The sequence below is a fragment of the uncultured Sphingomonas sp. genome, from assembly GCF_913062585.1.
Classification (GTDB): domain Bacteria; phylum Pseudomonadota; class Alphaproteobacteria; order Sphingomonadales; family Sphingomonadaceae; genus Sphingomonas.
The window spans coordinates 14903-33405 of the sequence record NZ_CAJXWX010000020.1 but is presented as its reverse complement, the minus strand read 5'-3'; the positions used below and the strand labels follow the sequence as shown (position 1 = coordinate 33405).

Genomic DNA, 18503 nt, shown 5'->3' with positions numbered 1-18503 from the left:
CGACCCTGACGGCGGCCGTTCGTCCAGCGGGTTGCTGCCGAAATAGAAGCCGGAAATCGCCCCTTCATTCCCAATATGTCACTTGACTCGATCGCCCCGCTGCATATTCAGTATACGAAATACTTAAGGGGGCTAGAGACATGATTGTTCGCAAAAGTGCGTTTCGCACGACCTTGATGCTCGGCTGCGCTTTCTATGCACAGCAATTGTGCGCGCAGACCGAGAAGCGTGAGACAACCCAAACCCAGGCCTCGACCGACGATGCGGGTAACGGCGGCGAAGTGCTGGTGACCGGGTCGCGCATCCGCCGCGATGCGAAGGACAGCCCCTCGCCCGTCGCGGTCGTGACCGCCGCCGACATCCGGACGGTCGGGTCGCAGCAGATCACCGACGTCGTCAACCAGCTGCCCGCACTGGCGATCACCCAGACGAACCAGACCAGCAATCTGGCGGGCAATGCCGGCATCAACGCGCTCGACCTGCGTGGCATGGGTACGCAGCGCACGCTGGTGCTGGTCGACGGCCATCGCCAGGTGCCCGCGATCCCGGGCACCTCGGCGGTCGATCTCAGCAACATCCCCTCCAGCCTGGTCGAGCGGGTCGAGGTCGTGACCGGCGGCGCCTCCGCGCTCTATGGCGCGGACGCGGTCGCGGGCGTCGCCAACTTCATCCTGAAGAAGAACTTCCAGGGACTGGAGTCCAATTTCCGCTACAATGCGTCGACCCGCGACGACATGAACCAATATGGCTTCGACCTGCTGGCGGGCAGCAACTTTGCCGATAGTCGCGGCAATGTCACCTTCTACGCCTTTTACGACAACCAGCCGGGTCTGGTCAGCGGTGCGGACCGCCCCTGGACGGCGCAGGGCTATCCCTATTACGGCAAGACCAAGGAGGCGACGAAATACTCCATCTATGATGGAAACTATAACATCTATTCGTCCGACTCGGCGCAGGTCATCCTCAACAAGCAGCTCTATGCCGTCGCGGCCAATGGCAGCTTGCGCGCGCCCAATCTGGGTCCGGCGGGCTTCCTGAACCCGCAGTCGGTCAATATGGCCAATACCAGCGAAGCGCTCGGCACGCTGCTGGCGGGTGACGGCAGCGAATATCATGGCCGCTATGACGGCTGGCTGTTGTCGGTGCCCTCGGAGCGTTTCTCGACCCGCGTCGCCAGCCATTACGACTTCAGCGATGCGTTCAAGCTGTTCGGCAATGTCAGCTTCGCCCGCAACTATTCCACCGCGGCCTATGCGCCGTTGACCGGCTTCGGCTATGACGCCGTCCCGGCTGACAGCCCCTATATCACCGACCAGATGCGCCAGGCGGCGGGCGGCACCGTGCCCGCCGGCGGCGTCAACTTCGCCCGGCGCGTGATGGAGGTCGGCACGCCCGAAACCCAGTATCGCCGCAAGACCATTCAGGCGGTCGCCGGGGCCGAGGGCGATTTCCGCCTGCTCGCACATAACTGGAACTACACCGCCTATTATTCCTATGGGCGGTCCGAGCAGCAGGTGCGCGACTTCAACGCCACCTCCTATGCCCGCTGGTATCAGGGCCTGGATTCGACGACCGACGCGCGCGGCAATGCGATCTGCCGCAGCACGCTGACCAGCCCGAACGACGGATGCGTGCCGATCAATCCGTTCGTCACGCTGACCCAGCCGATGATCAACTATATCCAGTACACGTCGAGCTGGGCCAAGTCGACCATGACGCAGCAGGTCGCCTCGGGCTATGTCTCGGGCGGGCTGTTCGACCTGCCAGGTGGTGCGGTCCAGGCGGTGATCGGCGCCGAATATCGCAAGGAGCGCAACGACATCGGCGTATCGGCGGAATACAACGCCGACAGCCCGAAATACGACCCGACCCTGGGCGTGACGCAGATGCCGCTGATCGGCAATTATAGCGTCAAGGAAGCCTATGGCGAACTCCATGCGCCGATCCTGCGCGACACGCCCTTCTTCAACAGCCTGTCGATCGACGGCGCGGTGCGCCTGTCGGACTATAGTACGGCGGGCCGGACCACGACGTGGAAGGCGGGCGGCGAATGGGCGCCGATCCGCGATATCCGTTTCCGCGCCACCTATGGCCAAGCGGTCCGCGCGCCCAATATCGGCGAGCTGTTCACCGCCAGCAGCGTCGGCGGCATGTGGGTGACCGATCCCTGCAATGCCTATAATCTCGCCAACCGGATCACCCGGACGCAATATACCGCGCCGAACTGCAAGGCGATCAACCCCAGCGACCTGAGCAACTACTGGATCTATCGCGACATCATCTCGAAGGGCAATCTGGCGCTGAAGCCCGAGACCGCCCGGACGCTGACCGTCGGCACGGTGATCGAGCCGCGCTTCATCCGCGGGCTGTCGCTGACCGTCGACTATTACGACATCGACCTGCGCAACGCGATCGACGCCTTCGGCGCGCAGACGATCATCAACAAGTGCGTCGACCAGCCGAGCCTGACCAACGTATTCTGCGCGCTCGTCACCCGTGACGCGGGCAACAACATCAAGTCGGTGGTCACGCAGAAGCTGAACCTGGCGCAGTATCTGACGCGCGGCATCGACTTCGGCCTGGCCTATGCCACCGATCTGGAGCGGTTCGGCCTGGGCGCGGGGGCGGGCAATCTGTCGATCAACGCCAACTATACCCGGCTGCTCAACCGCCGCTACACGCTCGACCCCAGCGATCCGAACACGATCACCGAATATCGCGGCGTCTTCGGCAGCCCGACCTGGAAGGGCGTGATCCGCACCACCTATTCGCAGCCGACCTGGGGCACGACCTGGACGCTGCGCCACTTCTCGCCGATGAAGGCGGCGACCACGATCACGGCGGCGAAGTACGACCCGGTCTTCACGCCGAACGTCTTCTACAACGACTTTTTCGGCTGGGTGCGCCTGACCAAGAATATGGAGCTGTCGGGCGGCCTGAACAACGCCTTCGACCGCAAGCCCCCGCGTATTCCGGGTGCCGAGGCGGGCGGCGCCAATTTCGAGCTGAGCTATCAGGCTGGCGTCTATGACGTGATCGGCCGCACCTTCTTCGTGGGGCTGCGCTTCACGCGGTAAGGATGGCGGGTGGGTGGCTATGGCAGATATGATACGACCATAGCCGCCCGCCGATTGTCACGAACCGGTAACCGACCCTTCCCCATTTTGTCGCCAATCTGTCGTAGCGCCCCCGACAAAGCCGGATATGCGGCGATGGGGGATTTGAGACATGAAGAGCTTCGCGCTGCTCGCGGGTGTTTCCGCGCTCGGCATGCTGTCGGCGAACACCGCCCAGGCGCAGATGGTGGCGAGCACCGCCAGCACCACGTCCCCTGCGGCCGAACCCGATGCGAAGGACGGCCAGGAAATCGTCGTCGTCGGCACCGCCCAGGGTGAGAAAAAGGCCATCGAGGCGAAGCGCCAGGCCGATAACGTCGTCGAGGCGCTCTACGCCAATGATGTCGGCAAGTTGCCCGACCAGAATGTCGCCGAGGCGGTACGCCGCCTGCCCGGCCTGTCGGTCGCCAACGACCAGGGCGAGGGCCGCTATGTCATCATCCGCGGCGTCAATCCGAACCTGGTCAACGTCACGCTCAACGGCCTGACGCTGCCCGCGCCCGAGCCGGACGGCCGCCAGGTGAAGCTGGACGACATCCCCTCCGCGCTCATCAACTCGGTGATCGTCACCAAGTCGCTGACCCCCGATCAGGATGCCAATGCGATCGGCGGCGAGGTCAATATCCGCACCCTGACCGCCTTTGATCGCAAGGCACCTCTGTTCGCCGACGCACGCGCACAATATGGCGCCTATCACCTGAACGGCGGTCATCCCTATGAGGGCGATGTCCAGGTCGGCGGACGCTTCGGCCGGGACCAGCAATTCGGTGCGGTCCTGTCGGTCAATTACTCGCACCGCCCGATCGAGTCCGAGAATTTCCAGGGCTCGACCAACTGGCGTTCGGTCACCACCGCTGCCGGATCGTCGGTGCCCAGCGTCGTCCTGCCCGATCAGGCGGGCCTGCGCGACTATAACCTGGTCCGTACCCGGCAGGGCGTCGTCCTCAATCTCGACTGGCGTCCGACCGATGCGGTCAAGCTGTTCCTGCGCGGCACGCTTTCGCGGTTCGACGATAACGAGACGCGCGACCAGCTCATCATCGACAACCAGTCGAACGTGCTGGCGACCAGCGCGACGACCGGCACCTTTCGAGGCCGGGGCAGCGAGCGCGTGCGGCGGCGGCAGGAGACGGACAATACCAAGTCCGTCCAGGGCGGCGGCAGCTTTGAGCTCGGCGACGCCGCGCTCGACCTGGCGGGCGGATGGACGCGGGCGCAGAAGCGCGATCCGCTGCGCTCCGAATATAATTTCCGCACCGGCGGCAGCGCGCTGACCGTCAATTATGACGTGTCGGATACCCCCTATAACTTCATCCCGACGGTCCAGCCCAACGCCAACCAGACCGCCTATTCGCTCAACAGCGTCAATTACGACCACCGCAACGCCGTTGAGACGCTGTGGCAGGGCCGCGCCGACCTGACCCTGCCCTTCGCGATCGGCCACGACAGCAGCATCAAGCTGGGCGTCAAATATCTCGACCGGCACAAGACCAACGACCGCGACTATCTGACCTATGGGCTGACCAGCGGCCGGACCTTCACGCTGGCCAATGTCGCCTATCTGGGCGACACCAGCTTCTACGACCGGTATGTCTTCCCCGTGCGGGTCGGATATGATGCGGGCCAGGCCTATATCGCCGCCAATCCGGGCATCATCACCGCCAATATCGGGTCGAGCCGCGCCAATAGCCTGGCCAACGACTATGACGTGCAGGAGCGGATCTGGGCGGGCTATGCGATGGCGACGGCGCATTTCAGCGCCTTTACCATCGTGCCGGGCGTCCGCGTCGAGCATACGAGCGACCGGAGCAAGGGCAAGCTGATCACCGCCACGACCGCGCTCAACAGCGGCTATAACGCGTTCGGGTCGAAGGATTACACGAACATCTTCCCCGGGGTGAACGCCAAGTGGGAAGTGACCGAGGGCCTGATCGTCCGGGCCGCGGCGACCACCGCGCTCGGCCGGCCCAACTATCCCGATCTCGCCCCCTATGTGCTGGTCGACCAGACGACGTCGCCCAACAGCGTCACCCTCGGCAATCCGAACCTGAAGCCCTACAAGGCGATCAATCTGGACAGCGCGATCGAATATTATCTGCCCGGACAGGGGCTGATCTCGCTCGGCTATTTCTACAAGCATATCGACGATCCAATCTATACCGGCGCGACACTGAACGTGAACGGCACCTTTGCCGGGCAGGCGCTGACCGGCGTGACCGTGACGCAGGCGACCAATGTCGACCAGGCGGTGCTGCAGGGCATCGAGGCGAATATGCAGGTGCGCTTCACCTTCCTGCCCGGCGTGCTGGACGGGTTCGGCGTGTCGGCCAATTATGCGCACATCACCGGACACGGCGAGGGCAATATCCCCGGCGGGCGCAGCGGGCGCTTCCCGCTGTTCCTCCAGTCGCGCGACGTCGGCACGGCGCAGGTCTTTTACGAAAAATATGGCCTGGCGGTCCGGGCGGCCTATTCGTTGCGATCGAAATATCTCGACACGCTGGGTGCGACGGCGGCGGCCGACCAATATACCGACCGCAACGGCCAGCTCGACGTCAACCTGTCCTATGAAGTCACGCCGCAGCTGACCTTCTTCGGCCAGGCGCTGAACCTCACCGATGCGCCGTGGCGGCGTTATATCGGCACACGCGCGCAACTGGTCGAGCGTGAACGTTACGGATACAGCTTCCGCTGGGGCGCCCAGCTCCATTTCTAGAGGATCAGCCCAGTCGTGATGAAGTCCATCCTCCTCGGCGCCGCGCTGGTCGTCGCCGCTCCGGTCGCTGCCCAGGAACCGGCCTTGCCTGCGGGTATGAAGCTCGACCGCGTCGTGCTGGTGATGCGCCACGGCGTACGGCCGCCGACCAAGGCGACGCCGATGCCCGCCGGCACCGCCAGCGCGCCCTGGCCCAGCTGGTCGGTCAAGCCCGGCTATCTGACCGAACATGGTCGCGCAGGGGTGGCGCTGCTCGGCACGGACGACAGGGCCCGCTGGATCCAGGCGGGTGTGTTGCCGCGCAGTGGCTGCACGAAGGTGCGGATCGTCGCCGATAGCGACGAGCGCACGATCGAGACGGCGCGGGCCTATGCCGCCGCCCTCGCCCCCGGCTGCCCGATTGCGATCGAGGCCAAGCCGCAGGACGAGCCCGATCCTCTATTCTCCCCGCTCGATCAGCCGGGCGTCGCCTTCGATCCGGCGACCGCGCGGGCGGCGGTGCTGTCCGAGGCAGGCGGCGAAGGCGGGATCGCGGCCGAGGAAGCCCGGCTCCGCCCGCTGCTTACCCGGCTCGATACCATTCTCTGCGCACCGGTGACGCCGTCCTGCGGCGTATCGCATCTGCCCAGCGGCCTGGCCCCCGTCGAACCCGGCAAGCGGCCCAAATTGACAGGCGCCCTCGACCGTGCCTCGACCGCCGCGCAGATCCTGCTGCTGGAATATGCCGAGGGCAAATCCATGGCGGAGGTCGGCTGGGGTCGCGCCACGCCCGCCGACATCGGACGCATCGCCGAATTTCATGCCACCGAGTTCCGGCTGCTCGCGCGGCCGCATTATATCGCCAAGGCCAATCTGGCGCTGCTGACGCCCCTGATCGCCGATGCGCTCACCGCCGAGAAGGGCCCGGTGGTGACGATGATTTCGGGCCACGACACCAATGTCGCCAATCTGGGCGGGCTGCTGGACCTACATTGGCAGGTGCCGCGCCTGGCCGCCGACGATCCCCTTCCCGGCGGTGCGATCATCTTCGAACGATTGGTCAATACGAAGGGCCAGCGCTATGTGCGCGCGCTCTACCGCTCGCAGACGCTCGATCAGCTACGCAGCCTTGCGCCGGGGGCCGGATATGTCGCCGTACTGCCGGTGCCGGGTTGCGGCGCCGTCTGTCCGGAATCGAAGTTCGTGGCACTGCTCAAGCGATAGCCCGGCCAGATACCAATCGCTGTCGCGTCGCCGACGCGGCAGCGAAATCCAGCAATCTTTCGTTACTTTCGGCCTTGGTCGGCGTTATCCCAGGATAATCCGAACGAGGCCCCATCATCCATGCCCCTGCCCGCCGAGCGTCGCGACCTTCTCACGACCAAACGCAATCTCAAAATGGCCCGATCGGCCCATGCCTATGTTCGGGGGAATACGGCGAAATTCTACGACTGGCTGGCGGAGTCGGCCGCCGCGCGCCGCGTGCCGGAGGGGCCCGCCATCTGGATTTGCGGCGACTGTCACCTCGGCAATCTGGGGCCGCTCGCCAACGGAAAGGGCGCGGTCGAGATCCAGATCCGCGATCTGGACCAGGCGGTCATCGGCAATCCGGCGCATGACCTGATCCGGCTCGGCCTCTCGCTGGCGACGGCGGCGCGGGGATCGGACCTGCCCGGCGTGGTGACGATGCGGATGATGGAGGAAATGGTCGACGGCTATGCCGCCGCCATCGCCGATCCGGGCGGCGAGGATAACGGCCCCGATTCCGATATCGTGCGCAGCGTCGAGCGGGAGGCTCTGGGGCGGCGTTGGCGGCACCTTGCCAAGGAGCGGCTGGACGCGGTCGAGCCGCGCATTCCACTGGGCAAAAAATTCTGGGAGCTGGCACCGGACGAACGCGATGCCCTGACCGCGCTGTTCGCCGACCAGCATGTCGCCGCCATGATCCTGTCGCTGAAGGGCAAGCCGCAGGACCGCGAGGTCCGGCTGGTCGATGCGGCCTATTGGATGAAGGGATGCAGCTCGCTGGGCCTGTTGCGCTATGCCGCGATCGTCGCGCTGAAGACCGGCAAGGGTCGCTGGTCCTATGCGCTGGTCGACCTGAAGGAAGCGACTGATCCCATCGCCCCCGCCGCGCCCGGCGTAAAGATGCCCAAGGACAATGCCGAGCGCGTCGTCGCGGCCGCCCGTGCGCTGTCCCCCCATCTCGGCACGCGGATGATGCCCGTCCGGATGTGCGGCCGGTCGCTTTTCATCCGCGAGCTGACCCCGCAAGACCTGAAGCTGGAGGTCGATCAGTTCAGCCATAGCGAGGCGGTCCGTGCTGCGCGCCACCTGGCCTTTGTGGTAGGCAAGGCCCATGCCCGGCAGATGGACGACAAGAGCCGCATGGAATGGCTGGACATACTGGAGGCGGACCGCCGCGCCGCGCTCGATACCCCCAATTGGCTATGGGAAAGCGTCGTGGCACTCGCAGGGCGGCATGAGGTCGGCTATCTCGATCATTGCCGCCGCTACGCGCTGGCGGCCTGACGACCGGGAAAGGCCGCGCACCGCCAGACCCGCAACCGTCGCTCGTGCGGCAGGATATGACGGCCGATCGGGAACGCCCCGACCGGCCCGTCATCTCAACGTGCCAGCCAGCCGCCGTCGACGGCCAGGATATGCCCCTGGACATAGGCCGCCGCGTCGGAGGCCAGGAAGACCGCCGCCCCGCCCAGGTCCGCCGGATTGCCCCAGCGCGCGGCGGGGATGCGGTCCAGGATCGCTGTGTTGCGGACCGGGTCGGCCTGCAGGGCGGCGGTGTTGTTGGTCGCGATGTAACCCGGCGCGATCGCATTCACCGTGACGCCGTGTTTGGCCCATTCATTGGCGAGCAGCTTGGTCAGGCCGCCGATTCCCGACTTGGACGCGGTATAGCTCGGCACGCGGATCCCGCCCTGAAAGGTCAGCATCGAGGCGATGTTGATGATCCGCCCCGACCCTTGCGCGATCATGTGCCGCCCCGCCGCCTGGCACAGGAAGAACACCGACTTCAAATTGGTGTCGACCACCGCGTCCCAGTCTTCCTCGGTAAAGTCGACCGCATCGGCGCGGCGGATGATGCCCGCATTGTTGACCAGGATGTCGAGGCGACCGAGCCGCTCCAGTGTCTCGGTGACGACCCGGTCGACGGGCTCGATCGTCGACAGGTCGGCGGAGATGATCTCCGCCCGGCGGCCGAGTGCCCGGATCGAGGCGACCGTTTCCTCGGCGGGGGTCCGGCCGACGCAGGCGATATCGGCACCCGCCTGGGCGAGCGCGACCGCAATCGCCTGGCCGATGCCGGTATTCGCGCCGGTGACGACCGCGACGCGCCCCGAAAGATCGAAGGGATGGGTCATCGCGCTCAGGCCAGCTGGCAGATGTCGAGCACGTTCATGTCGGTATAGTCCTGGTTCTCACCGGCCATCGCCCAGATAAAGGCATAGGCCTTGGTGCCCGCACCCATATGGATCGACCAGGGCGGCGAGATGACCGCTTCCTCGTTCTTCACCACCAGATGCCGGGTCGCCTCGCCCTCACCCATGAAGTGCATGACGCGGTCGGTGTCGAGATTGTCGAGCTCGAAATAGAAATAGATCTCGCTGCGACGCTCATGGATGTGCGGGGGCATCGTGTTCCACACGCTGCCCGGCTTCAGGACGGTCAGGCCCATCACCAGCTGCGCGCTATCGCAGACACCAGGGATGACCAGCTGATAGATGGTCCGCTCGTTGGATTCCTCCAGGCTTCCGCGATCCAGCGCATTGGCGTCGGCGATGCCCAGCTTGCGGGTCTGGAACGCCTTGTGGGCCGGGCAGGAGGCGAGATAGAAACGCGCGCCCTGCCCGTCGAAGAAGACTTCCCGTGCGCCCATCGTCACATAGAGGCAGTCCTTGTTGCCCAATGTGAAGATTTCGCCGTCCACCGTCACCCGGCCCTCGACCGCGCCGACATTGACGATGGCCAGCTCGCGGCGTTCCAGGAAAGGGTGCCCGGCGGCCGATTTCGGCTCGGTCTGGTCGGGCAGCTTCACGGGCGCATCGCCCACCGCCACGCCGCCGATCACGAAACGCTCGGCATGGGTGTAGTTCAGCACGCATTCGCCCGTGCGGAACAAGTCCGGGATCAGATAGCGGTCGCGCAGCTCGTCATTGGAGACGCACTCCATCATGTCCGGGTGGGTGGCGTAGTAAGTGCGATCGTACATGCGGTTCACTCCCAAATCCTGTCTCTTAAACGGGCGCGGTCAGCAGCCCAGTCCCATGCGATAGATGCGGTCGGCGTTACGCCCGAACAGCGCGCGGCGATCCTCTTCGCTGAAGTCCATAACGGCGGCATGACAGGCCTCCATCTGTGCGTCGATGCTGCCGAACAGGCGGTCGGTCGGCAGGTCGCTGGCGAACATCGCGCGATCCATGCCGAACAGGTCGATGACGGTGCGGACCGTGTCGCGCACGAAAGCAGGAGTCCAGTCGCGCCGGGCAAAACCAAAGCCCGACAGCTTGACCGAGACGTTCGGACAGGCCGCCAGCGCCGCCAGTCCCCATCGCCATTCGCCGATGCCGTCAGGATCGCCGGGCACCGCCATGCCCGCATGGTTCAGGATCACCGGAATGTCCGGATGCCGTGCAATCAAATTGGCGAGCCCCGGCATCTGCGCGGGATAGCATTGCAGGTCGAAGGACAAGCCATAAGCGGCCAGCCGGGCAAAGCCCCGCTGCCACGCTTCATCGCGCGTCACGTCATGGGGCATGTAGCTGCGCTGCGGATCGGGATGCCAGTTGACGATATGGCGAATCCCCCGGACGCGACCGTGCCGGACATGCGCCGCCAGCGTCGCATCGAGATCGGGATCGTCAAGCGCGGCAAAGGCGACGATGGCGGTCGGCAGTCCGTCATCCTTGGCCAGCCCCTCCAGCCATTCGGTCTCCGCCAGCGCGTCCCCGGGATGCGCGCCTGCATCGACATGCACCGCGCCGACGACATTCCACCGCGCCATCTCCGCCCGGTAATCGGCGGGCTGATAGGTCCGCGCGATCGCCTCGACCGAGCCGTTCGGCCCGTCATCGACGAAGGGCGGGGTCAGCCACGGATAGCGCAGCCGCCCCAAATCCCATAAATGGATATGCGCGTCGACGAACGGGATCATCAATAGGTCGTCCGTCCACCGGACGTGTCGAAGGTCGAGGCGGTGGTGAAGCTGCACTCCTCCGACGCCATGAAGCAGACCATCGCCGCCGTCTCGCTCACCTGTCCCAGCCGCCCCATCGGGATCTTGCCGCGCATGTAATCGACCTGGCTTTGCGGCAGCTGGGCGAGGATCGGGCTCTCGAAGGTCGCCGGGGTGATCGCATTGGCGATGACGCCCTTGGCCGCCAGTTCCTTGCCCAGCGACTTGGTAAAGCCGATCACCCCCGCCTTGGTCGCCGAATAGGCCGAGGCATTGGGATTGCCCTCCTTGCCCGCGACCGAGGCGACGTTGACGATCCGGCCATAGCCGTTCGCCAGCAGATGCGGCACCACCGAGCGACAGCAGTAGAAGACGCCGTTCAGGTTGATGTCCACCACCCGCTGCCAGCTGTCGAGCGGATAGTCCTGCACGCTGGCCGTCGCGCCGGTGATCCCGGCCGAGCAGACCAGAATGTCGACCTTGCCCAGCACCGACACGCTGGTGGCGGTCGCCCGCTCGACCGCCGCGACATCGGCGATGTCGAAGGCCTCGTAATGGATTGCGCCGATCACATCGGCCGCCACCGCCAGCTTGTCGCGATCGACATCCCAGAGCACGACCGTGCCGCCCTCTGCGACGATGCGGCGCGCGACCTCGCAACCCAGGCCCGAGGCCGCCCCGGTCACGATCGCGGACCGCCCCGCAAAGCGCCCCCCGTAGATCGTCACTGGGGAAGCTCCATCGCGAAAGGGATGCAGGTCTGGCGCTGTTCGCCCAGCTTGGCGATGCCCAAATGCATGGTGTCGCCCGGCTTCAGGAAGATCTTGTCGGGCTTCTGCCCCTCGCCCACGCCGGGCGGGGTGCCGGTGATGAGCAGATCGCCGGGATGCAGCGTGATGAAGCGGCTGACATAGGCGATGCATTCCGCCACCGGGAAGATCATGGTCCGGGTATTGCCCGTCTGCATCCGCCGCCCGTTGACGTCGAGGAACATGTCGAGGTCCTGGCAGTCGCCCAGCTCGTCCGGCGTCACCAGCCACGGTCCCACGGGCCCGAAGGTGTCGCACCCCTTGCCCTTGTCCCACTGGCTGCCCAGCTCCTTCTGGTACGCCCGCTCGGACACGTCATTGGCCAGCACATAGCCCGCCACATGATCCAGCGCGTCGGCTTCCTCGACATAGCGACAGGTCTTGCCGATCACGACGCCCAGCTCGACCTCCCAGTCGGTCTTTTCCGCGCCCTTGGGGATCATGACCGGGTCGTTGGGGCCGGTCAGGCAGGAAATCGCCTTGGTGAAGAAGATCGGCTCGGGCGGCGGCTCCAGCCCGGATTCCTTGGCGTGGTCGGCATAGTTGAGGCCGATCGCGATGAACTTGCCGATACCGGCGACCGGCACGCCGTAGCGCGGCTCGCCCTCGACCAGCGGCAGGGTTTCGGGGTCCACGCTGCGCAGGCGATCCAGCGCCTCGGGCGTGACCATGGCGGGCGTGACATCGTCGATCATGCCGGACAGGTCGCGGATGCGCCCCTGGGCATCGACCATACCGGGCTTTTCCACGCCCTTTTGACCATAACGGCAGAGTTTCATGGGAAAATCCTCAATGGGTGTAAGGGCGGTGGAGCGGCACGTCGGCGTTCAGCTCGACCCCGAAACCGGGCTTGTCGAGTTCGCTCGCCCGGATGCGACCATTCTGCGGCACCGGCTCGCCCAGCAGCTGCGGCGCGAACATCGGCACCACCTCGGTCGGGCCGGGGTGCATCATCAGGAATTCGGCGAAGGGCGAATTGTGCCGGGTGATGACGAAGTGATAGCTATAGACGCTCGATCCGTGCGGGATCATCATCACCCCGCGGCTGTCGGCATAGTTGGCGATCTTGATGAGCTCGGTGACGCCGCCGCACCACCCGACATCGGGCTGGATGATGTCGCAGCAGCCCATGTCGATCAGCATCCGAAAGCCCCAGCGGGTCGCCTCATGCTCGCCGGTGGTGACGAGCAGGCCCGGCGGGGCCTTCTTGCGCAGTTCGGCATAGGCCCAGTAATCGTCGGGGCTCAGCGCCTCCTCGATCCATTTCAGCCCGCATTCGTTCCAGGCGCGGTGCGCGAGCCGGGTGGCGTAATCCAGGTCGAGCGCCATCCAGCAATCGTACATCAGCCAGAAATCGTCACCGCATTTGGCGCGCATGTCGGCGAGCAGCGCGATGTTCTTCTCCATCCCTTCCAGCCCCTCGGCCGGACCGTGATGGAGCGGCAGCTTGCCGCCGATGAAGCCCAGCTCCTTGGCGATGTCGGGCCGCGCGCCGGTGGCGTAGAATTGCAGCTCGTCACGGACCGCGCCGCCCAGCATGTGATAGACCGGCTCGCCGCGCAGCTTGCCGAGCAGATCCCATAGCGCCAGGTCGACGCCGGAGATCGCGTTCACGACCAACCCCTTGCGACCATAATATTGGGTCGAGAAATACACCTGGTCCCAGATCTTCTCGACCTCGACCGGCGAGCGGCCTTCGAGGAAGCGCGCGAGATGCTTCTCGACGATATAGGCGGCGGGCTCGCCGCCAGTCGTCACCGCGAAGCCGATCGTGCCGTCCTCGGCCTCGATCTCGACCACGAGCGTGCCGAGCACGTTGATGCCGAAGCTCTGCCGCGACTGGCGATATTCGGGATAGCGGCTCATCGGCGTGGCGATGTGATCGTCGATCCAGTGGCCGGCGCCCTGGTCATGATAATCGGCCCCTGCCCCGCGCGCGACGAAGGCGCGGACATGCTTGATCCGCGACAGGCTCATCGCCCGCCCTCGCTGGCCTGCGTCCTTTGGCAACCGCCCCGCATCCGATCCTCCCGGCTTTACTTTCTCACTTTATGGAATAGGATGCTAATTGTTGAGACTCTGAAGGTCAATCGGTTGTTTTGCAAAAACCGGTCGGCCAAGTGAGCAGACGAACAGGATGAGGAGCAAGGCCGTGAAGCTGCTGGAAGGAAAAACCGTCGTCGTCACCGGCGCCTCGACGGGCATCGGCCGGGCGATCGCCATCGGCGCGGCCGAACATGGCGCGGATGTCGCGATCAACTATGCGCGCGACTCGGACGGCGCGGCGCAGTGCGTCGCGGGCATAGAGGCGCATGGCCGCCGCGCGGTGGCGATCCAGGGCGACGTCGCCGATCCTGCGACCGCCACCGACTTCATCGCCCGCGCGGTCGAGGCGTTCGGCAAGGTCGATGTGATGGTGTCGAACGCGGGCATCTGCCCCTTCCACAGCTTCCTCGACATGCCGGTCGAGACGTTCGAGCGGACGATGCAGGTCAACCTGCATGGCGGCTATTATATGTGCCAGGCGGCGGCGCGGCAGATGGTCGAACAGGGCCATGGCGGGTCGATCATCGCCGTCTCCTCTATCTCCGCGCTCGTCGGCGGGGAGTATCAGACGCACTATACCCCGACCAAGGCAGGACTGCATTCGCTGATGCAGTCGGCGGCCATCGCGCTCGGCCGTCACAATATCCGCTGCAACTCGCTGCTCCCCGGCACCATCCTGACCGAGATCAACAAGGACGACCTCGCCGACGAGGCCAAGCGCAAATATATGGAAGGCCGCGTGCCACTGGGGCGGCTGGGCGTGCCGGAGGATATGGCGGGGCCCGCCGTCTTCCTCGCCTCCGACATGGCGCGCTATGTCACCGGCGCGGCGCTGCTGGTCGATGGCGGCGCTTATGTGAACCTGCAATGAGGCTTGGGGCAGCGATGCTGCTGGCGCTGGCGGCCCCATCCGTCGCGCTCGCGGCGGACACCGCGCCACCGCGCGAGTGGGTCGATCCCGATACCGGCCACCGCATCGTCCGCCTGTCGGACGAGCCGGGCAGTGCCAGCCTCTATTTCAACTTCAACGGCTATACGCCGCAGGGCGACAAGCTGCTGATCTCGACGCCCAGGGGCATCGCTTCGGTCGACCTGAAGACCCGCGTGTTGAAGACCATCGTGCCGATCGCGGGGCCGTTCCGCCTCCTCTTCACCGGCCACCGGACGCGGACCGTCTATTACCAGACGCAAAGCGCCGACGGTCAGGGGCCCAAGACCATCTGGGCCGCCGATATCGACAGCGGTAAAGCCCGCAAGATTGCCACGATCGCGCAGGGCGACATCCAGACGATCAACGCCGACGAAACGCTGCTGGGCGGGGTCGAGACCGATCCCAAGGCATCGTCCGACACGCTGGCCCTCTTCGCCAAGAAGGATGCCCGCTACGATCAGGCCGATTACCGGGCGACCGGGCCAGACGGCAAACGGCTGACCTATGCCGAGGCCAAGGAAGTGCGGATGAACGAGCGGCTGGAGGCGCGGGTGCCCATGGCGATGTTCGTCATCGACACGCGCACCGGCCAGAAGCGCATCGTCCACCGCGCGACCGACTGGCTCAATCATCTACAATTCTCGCCGACCGATACGGGCCTGTTGATGTTCTGTCACGAGGGGCCTTGGCACAAGGTCGACCGGCTCTGGCTGATGCGCGTCGATCGGCCCAATGACAGCCCGCGCAAGATCCACACCCGCACCATGAACATGGAGATTGCCGGGCACGAATGGTTCTCGCATGACGGACGGACAATCTGGTACGACCTGCAAACCCCGCGCGGCGAGGATTTCTGGGTCGCTGGCTATGAGATCGCGAGCGGCAAGCGGACCCGCTATCACCTGAACCGCAATGAATGGTCGGTGCATTTCCACAGCTCGCCCGACGGCACGCTCTTTTCCGGCGATGGTGGCGATAGCGAGATGGTCGCCCATGCGCCCGACGGCAAATGGCTCTACCTTCTCCGCCCGCGCGCCATTCCCGATGTCGCGGGCATCCGCGCACCCGATGCCGACACGCTGATCCAGCCCGGCGTGTTCGAGGCGGAAAAGCTCGTCAACATGAAAGCGCAGGATTACCGGCTGGAGCCCAATGCCAATTTCACGCCCGACGGCAAATGGCTGGTCTTCCGTTCCAACATGCAGGGCGCGAGCCACGTCTATTCAGTCGAGGTCGCAAAGACGCGGCCCTGACGATGGACTTCGCCGCGCCGGTCCATGCCCGGCAATGGCTGGACGTGCGCGAGGCCGGGGCGCGGGGCGACGGGCGGACGCTGGACCATCATGCCATCAACCGCGCCATCGCCCATGTCGCACGCACCGGCGGCGGGACGGTGGCGCTGCCCGCCGGACGCTATCTCTGTTTCTCCATCCGGCTGGCGAGCGGCGTCGCGCTCCGGCTGGCCGAGGGGGCGGTGATCGAAGCCGCCGATCCCGCACGCCATCCTGGCCGCTATGACGATCCCGAACCGCGCGGGGAACAGCTCTACCAGGATTTCGGGCATAGCCACTGGCACAATAGCCTGATCTGGGGCGACGGATTGCGCGATGTCGCCATCGGCGGGCCGGGCCGGATCAAGGGACGCGGGCTGACCCGAAACGGCCCCGGCTCGCGCTGGCGCGCCCAGCTGGGCGAACGCCCCTTGTCGATGCGCGACATGAGCCCCGCCGCCATCGCCGCGCTCGAGCCCGACTTCGAGGCCATGCACGGGCAAGGCAACAAGGCGATCGGCCTGCGCGATTGCCACGGCGTCACGATCGAGGGGCTGACCATCGACGGTGGCGGTCACATCGCGGTGCTGCTGACCGGATGCACCCATGTGACGCTCGACCGGCTGACCATCGACAGCGAGCGCGACGGCATCGACCTGGACGGCGTGTGCGATGCCAGGGTCACACGGTGCCGGGTGAACACGCCCAATGACGACGCCATCGTCATCAAGAGCAGCCTCGCGATGGGCAATCCGATGCCGGTCGAGGACATCGTCATCCGCGATTGCGCGGTGTCGGGGTACGATCGCGGCACGATGCTGGACGGTCGGTTGGCCACGACGCAGTTGCTGGCCCCCGACCGGGACGGGCCGACCGGCCGGATCAAGATCGGCACCGAGAGCAATGGCGATTTTCGCGACATCCTGATCGAGGATTGCCGCTTCTACCATAGCCGCGGCCTGGCGCTGGAGACCGTGGACGGCGGCGTCATGAAGGGCGTCACTGCACGACGGCTGACGATGGACGATGTGACCAGCGCGCCGATCTTCCTGCGACTCGGCCAGCGCGGACGTGGACCGGCCGGCACAACCATCGGCGCGATGCAGGGTATCACCCTGGCCGACATCACCGCGACGGGGATCGACCATCGCTATCCCCTGATCCTGGCCGGCCTGCGCGGCCATCCCATTCGCGACGTGACGCTGGCCCGCATCAGGCTGCGGTATCGCGGCGGGGGCACGGAAGCGGATCGCCGGCATGTGCCCGAAGCCTTGCCCGAAGCCTATCCGGAACCGAGCATGTTCGGCACGCTGCCAAGCTGGGGCCTGTGGGCGCGGCATGTCGCGGGCTTGCACGTCGATCGGCTGACGCTGTCGCATGACGGAGTGGACGCCCGGCCACCCGTCATTCTCGACGATGTGGTCTTGGGCAAAGTGCGGGAAACACCATTCTGGCCTGAATCCCGCTGATTACCCTCGACAGCGCCCCACACTACAGGCAAACACTTCCACAATATGGTACGCGCCAGCAGAGTCTGCGGCGCGACAGGAGAGATTTTCCGATGCCCGCATCCGCCAAATCCGCCAAGTCCGACGCCGGAGAGACCAAGGGCCCGACCGGCAGCCAGACGCTGCTGCGCGGCCTGGACCTGATCGACGAGGTCGCCGACCGGCCGATCGCTCTGGCCGAACTGGCCGACCGGCTGGGCCTCACGCGCAGCACCACGCACCGTCTGGCAAGCGCGCTGATCGACCGGCGCTTCCTGATCTTCACCCCGCGCCAGGGCTATCGCCTCGGCCCCAAGCTGCTGGAACTGGGCTTCCTCGCGCAGCGGCAGGCGGACGTGGTGCAGATCGGCCGCGACCATATCGAGGCGCTGGCGGCCGCATCGGAGGATACCGTCCATCTGGGCGTGCGCGATGGCGACAAGGCGCTCTATCTCGACAAGATTCCCGGCCGCCGGCGGGTCGACATCTCCAGCCGGGTGGGTGACCGCCAGCCCATGACCTCAACCGGCCTAGGCAAGGCGCTGATGCTCGACGACGAGGCCCGGCACTGGCGGCAACGCTTCGAAGAGGAGCGCGCGGGCGATCCCAACGCCCCCGATTACGATGTCTGGCTGGAGCGGATGCGCGGCTATGTCGGCTTGGGCTGCGCCTATGACCTTGAGGAGAACGAGGATCAGATACGCTGCGTCGCGGCCCCGATCCGCGATGCGAGCGGCCGCATCGTTGCCGCGATCAGCGTGTCGAGCGCGGCGCAATATATGTCCGACGAACGGATGACCGCGCTGACCGGCGACGTGCTGGGTACCGCCCATGCGATCAGCCGCGATCTCGGCTGGCGGGAAAAGGATCGCCGCTGAATCTATCCCAAATGCCAAAGTCCACTTGCACTATGTGGGATATACGCGCATAGTCTTGGAAAGCGGATCGCAAAGA

14 protein-coding genes are annotated in these 18503 nt (G+C 65.5%); 8 read left to right on the top strand and 6 right to left on the bottom strand.

Annotated features, from left to right (window positions below):
- Positions 1 to 140 precede the first annotated feature (140 nt).
- The 4 genes from QZ546_RS13280 (at position 141) to QZ546_RS13265 (ending at position 8343) form a co-directional block, all read left to right on the top strand.
- A complete protein-coding gene (locus QZ546_RS13280; protein ID WP_294238338.1) occupies positions 141 to 3077 on the top strand; it encodes a TonB-dependent siderophore receptor in 2937 nt (978 codons plus the stop codon).
- A 151-nt stretch (positions 3078 to 3228) separates the two neighbouring features.
- A complete protein-coding gene (locus tag QZ546_RS13275; RefSeq protein ID WP_294238336.1) occupies positions 3229 to 5832 on the top strand; it encodes a TonB-dependent receptor in 2604 nt (867 codons plus the stop codon).
- 18 nt (positions 5833 to 5850) lie between these two features.
- Positions 5851 to 7035, top strand: a complete 1185-nt coding sequence (locus tag QZ546_RS13270) for a histidine-type phosphatase (RefSeq protein ID WP_294238414.1) — start codon at positions 5851 to 5853, stop codon at positions 7033 to 7035.
- Positions 7036 to 7155: 120 nt separating this feature from the next.
- Positions 7156 to 8343, top strand: a complete 1188-nt coding sequence (locus QZ546_RS13265) for a DUF2252 family protein (RefSeq protein ID WP_294238333.1) — start codon at positions 7156 to 7158, stop codon at positions 8341 to 8343.
- A gap of 95 nt (positions 8344 to 8438) precedes the next feature.
- Here QZ546_RS13265 and kduD read toward each other — a convergent pair whose 3' ends face one another.
- Genes kduD through rhmD form a run of 6 tightly spaced genes read right to left on the bottom strand, consistent with a single transcriptional unit; the run spans position 8439 to position 13791 of the window.
- On the bottom strand, positions 8439 to 9194 hold the full coding sequence (gene kduD, locus QZ546_RS13260) for a 2-dehydro-3-deoxy-D-gluconate 5-dehydrogenase KduD (RefSeq protein ID WP_294238330.1): 756 nt from the start codon (positions 9192 to 9194) through the stop codon (positions 8439 to 8441).
- Between the two features lie 5 nt (positions 9195 to 9199).
- Positions 9200 to 10042 (bottom strand): 5-dehydro-4-deoxy-D-glucuronate isomerase, encoded by an 843-nt coding sequence (gene kduI, locus QZ546_RS13255; protein WP_294238326.1) that lies wholly within the window; start codon positions 10040 to 10042, stop codon positions 9200 to 9202.
- Positions 10043 to 10081: 39 nt separating this feature from the next.
- Positions 10082 to 10984 (bottom strand): amidohydrolase, encoded by a 903-nt coding sequence (locus QZ546_RS13250; protein WP_294238323.1) that lies wholly within the window; start codon positions 10982 to 10984, stop codon positions 10082 to 10084.
- Positions 10984 to 11733, bottom strand: a complete 750-nt coding sequence (locus QZ546_RS13245) for an SDR family NAD(P)-dependent oxidoreductase (protein ID WP_294238320.1) — start codon at positions 11731 to 11733, stop codon at positions 10984 to 10986. Before QZ546_RS13245 ends, QZ546_RS13250 begins: the two co-directional genes overlap by 1 nt.
- The gene (locus QZ546_RS13240) at positions 11730 to 12593 is read right to left on the bottom strand and encodes a fumarylacetoacetate hydrolase family protein (RefSeq protein ID WP_294238319.1); all 864 of its coding nucleotides are present in this window, start codon (positions 12591 to 12593) and stop codon (positions 11730 to 11732) included. The genes QZ546_RS13245 and QZ546_RS13240 overlap by 4 nt, the downstream gene beginning before the upstream one ends.
- 10 nt (positions 12594 to 12603) lie before the next feature.
- Positions 12604 to 13791, bottom strand: coding sequence for an L-rhamnonate dehydratase (gene rhmD, locus QZ546_RS13235; protein WP_294238316.1), 1188 nt, complete (start codon positions 13789 to 13791; stop codon positions 12604 to 12606).
- Positions 13792 to 13966: 175 nt separating this feature from the next.
- Between rhmD and QZ546_RS13230 the strand changes: the two genes are divergently transcribed.
- The 4 genes from QZ546_RS13230 (at position 13967) to QZ546_RS13215 (ending at position 18427) form a co-directional block, all read left to right on the top strand.
- Positions 13967 to 14731 carry an SDR family NAD(P)-dependent oxidoreductase gene (locus QZ546_RS13230; protein WP_294238411.1) on the top strand — a complete coding sequence of 255 codons (765 nt, stop codon included), beginning with the start codon at positions 13967 to 13969 and terminating at the stop codon, positions 14729 to 14731.
- Positions 14728 to 16044: an oligogalacturonate lyase family protein gene (locus QZ546_RS13225; RefSeq protein ID WP_294238313.1), complete on the top strand. Its 1317-nt coding sequence runs from the start codon at positions 14728 to 14730 to the stop codon at positions 16042 to 16044. Before QZ546_RS13230 ends, QZ546_RS13225 begins: the two co-directional genes overlap by 4 nt.
- A 2-nt stretch (positions 16045 to 16046) precedes the next feature.
- Positions 16047 to 17531: a glycoside hydrolase family 28 protein gene (locus QZ546_RS13220; protein WP_294238312.1), complete on the top strand. Its 1485-nt coding sequence runs from the start codon at positions 16047 to 16049 to the stop codon at positions 17529 to 17531.
- 92 nt (positions 17532 to 17623) lie between these two features.
- Positions 17624 to 18427 carry an IclR family transcriptional regulator gene (locus QZ546_RS13215; RefSeq protein ID WP_294238309.1) on the top strand — a complete coding sequence of 268 codons (804 nt, stop codon included), beginning with the start codon at positions 17624 to 17626 and terminating at the stop codon, positions 18425 to 18427.
- Positions 18428 to 18503 lie beyond the last annotated feature (76 nt).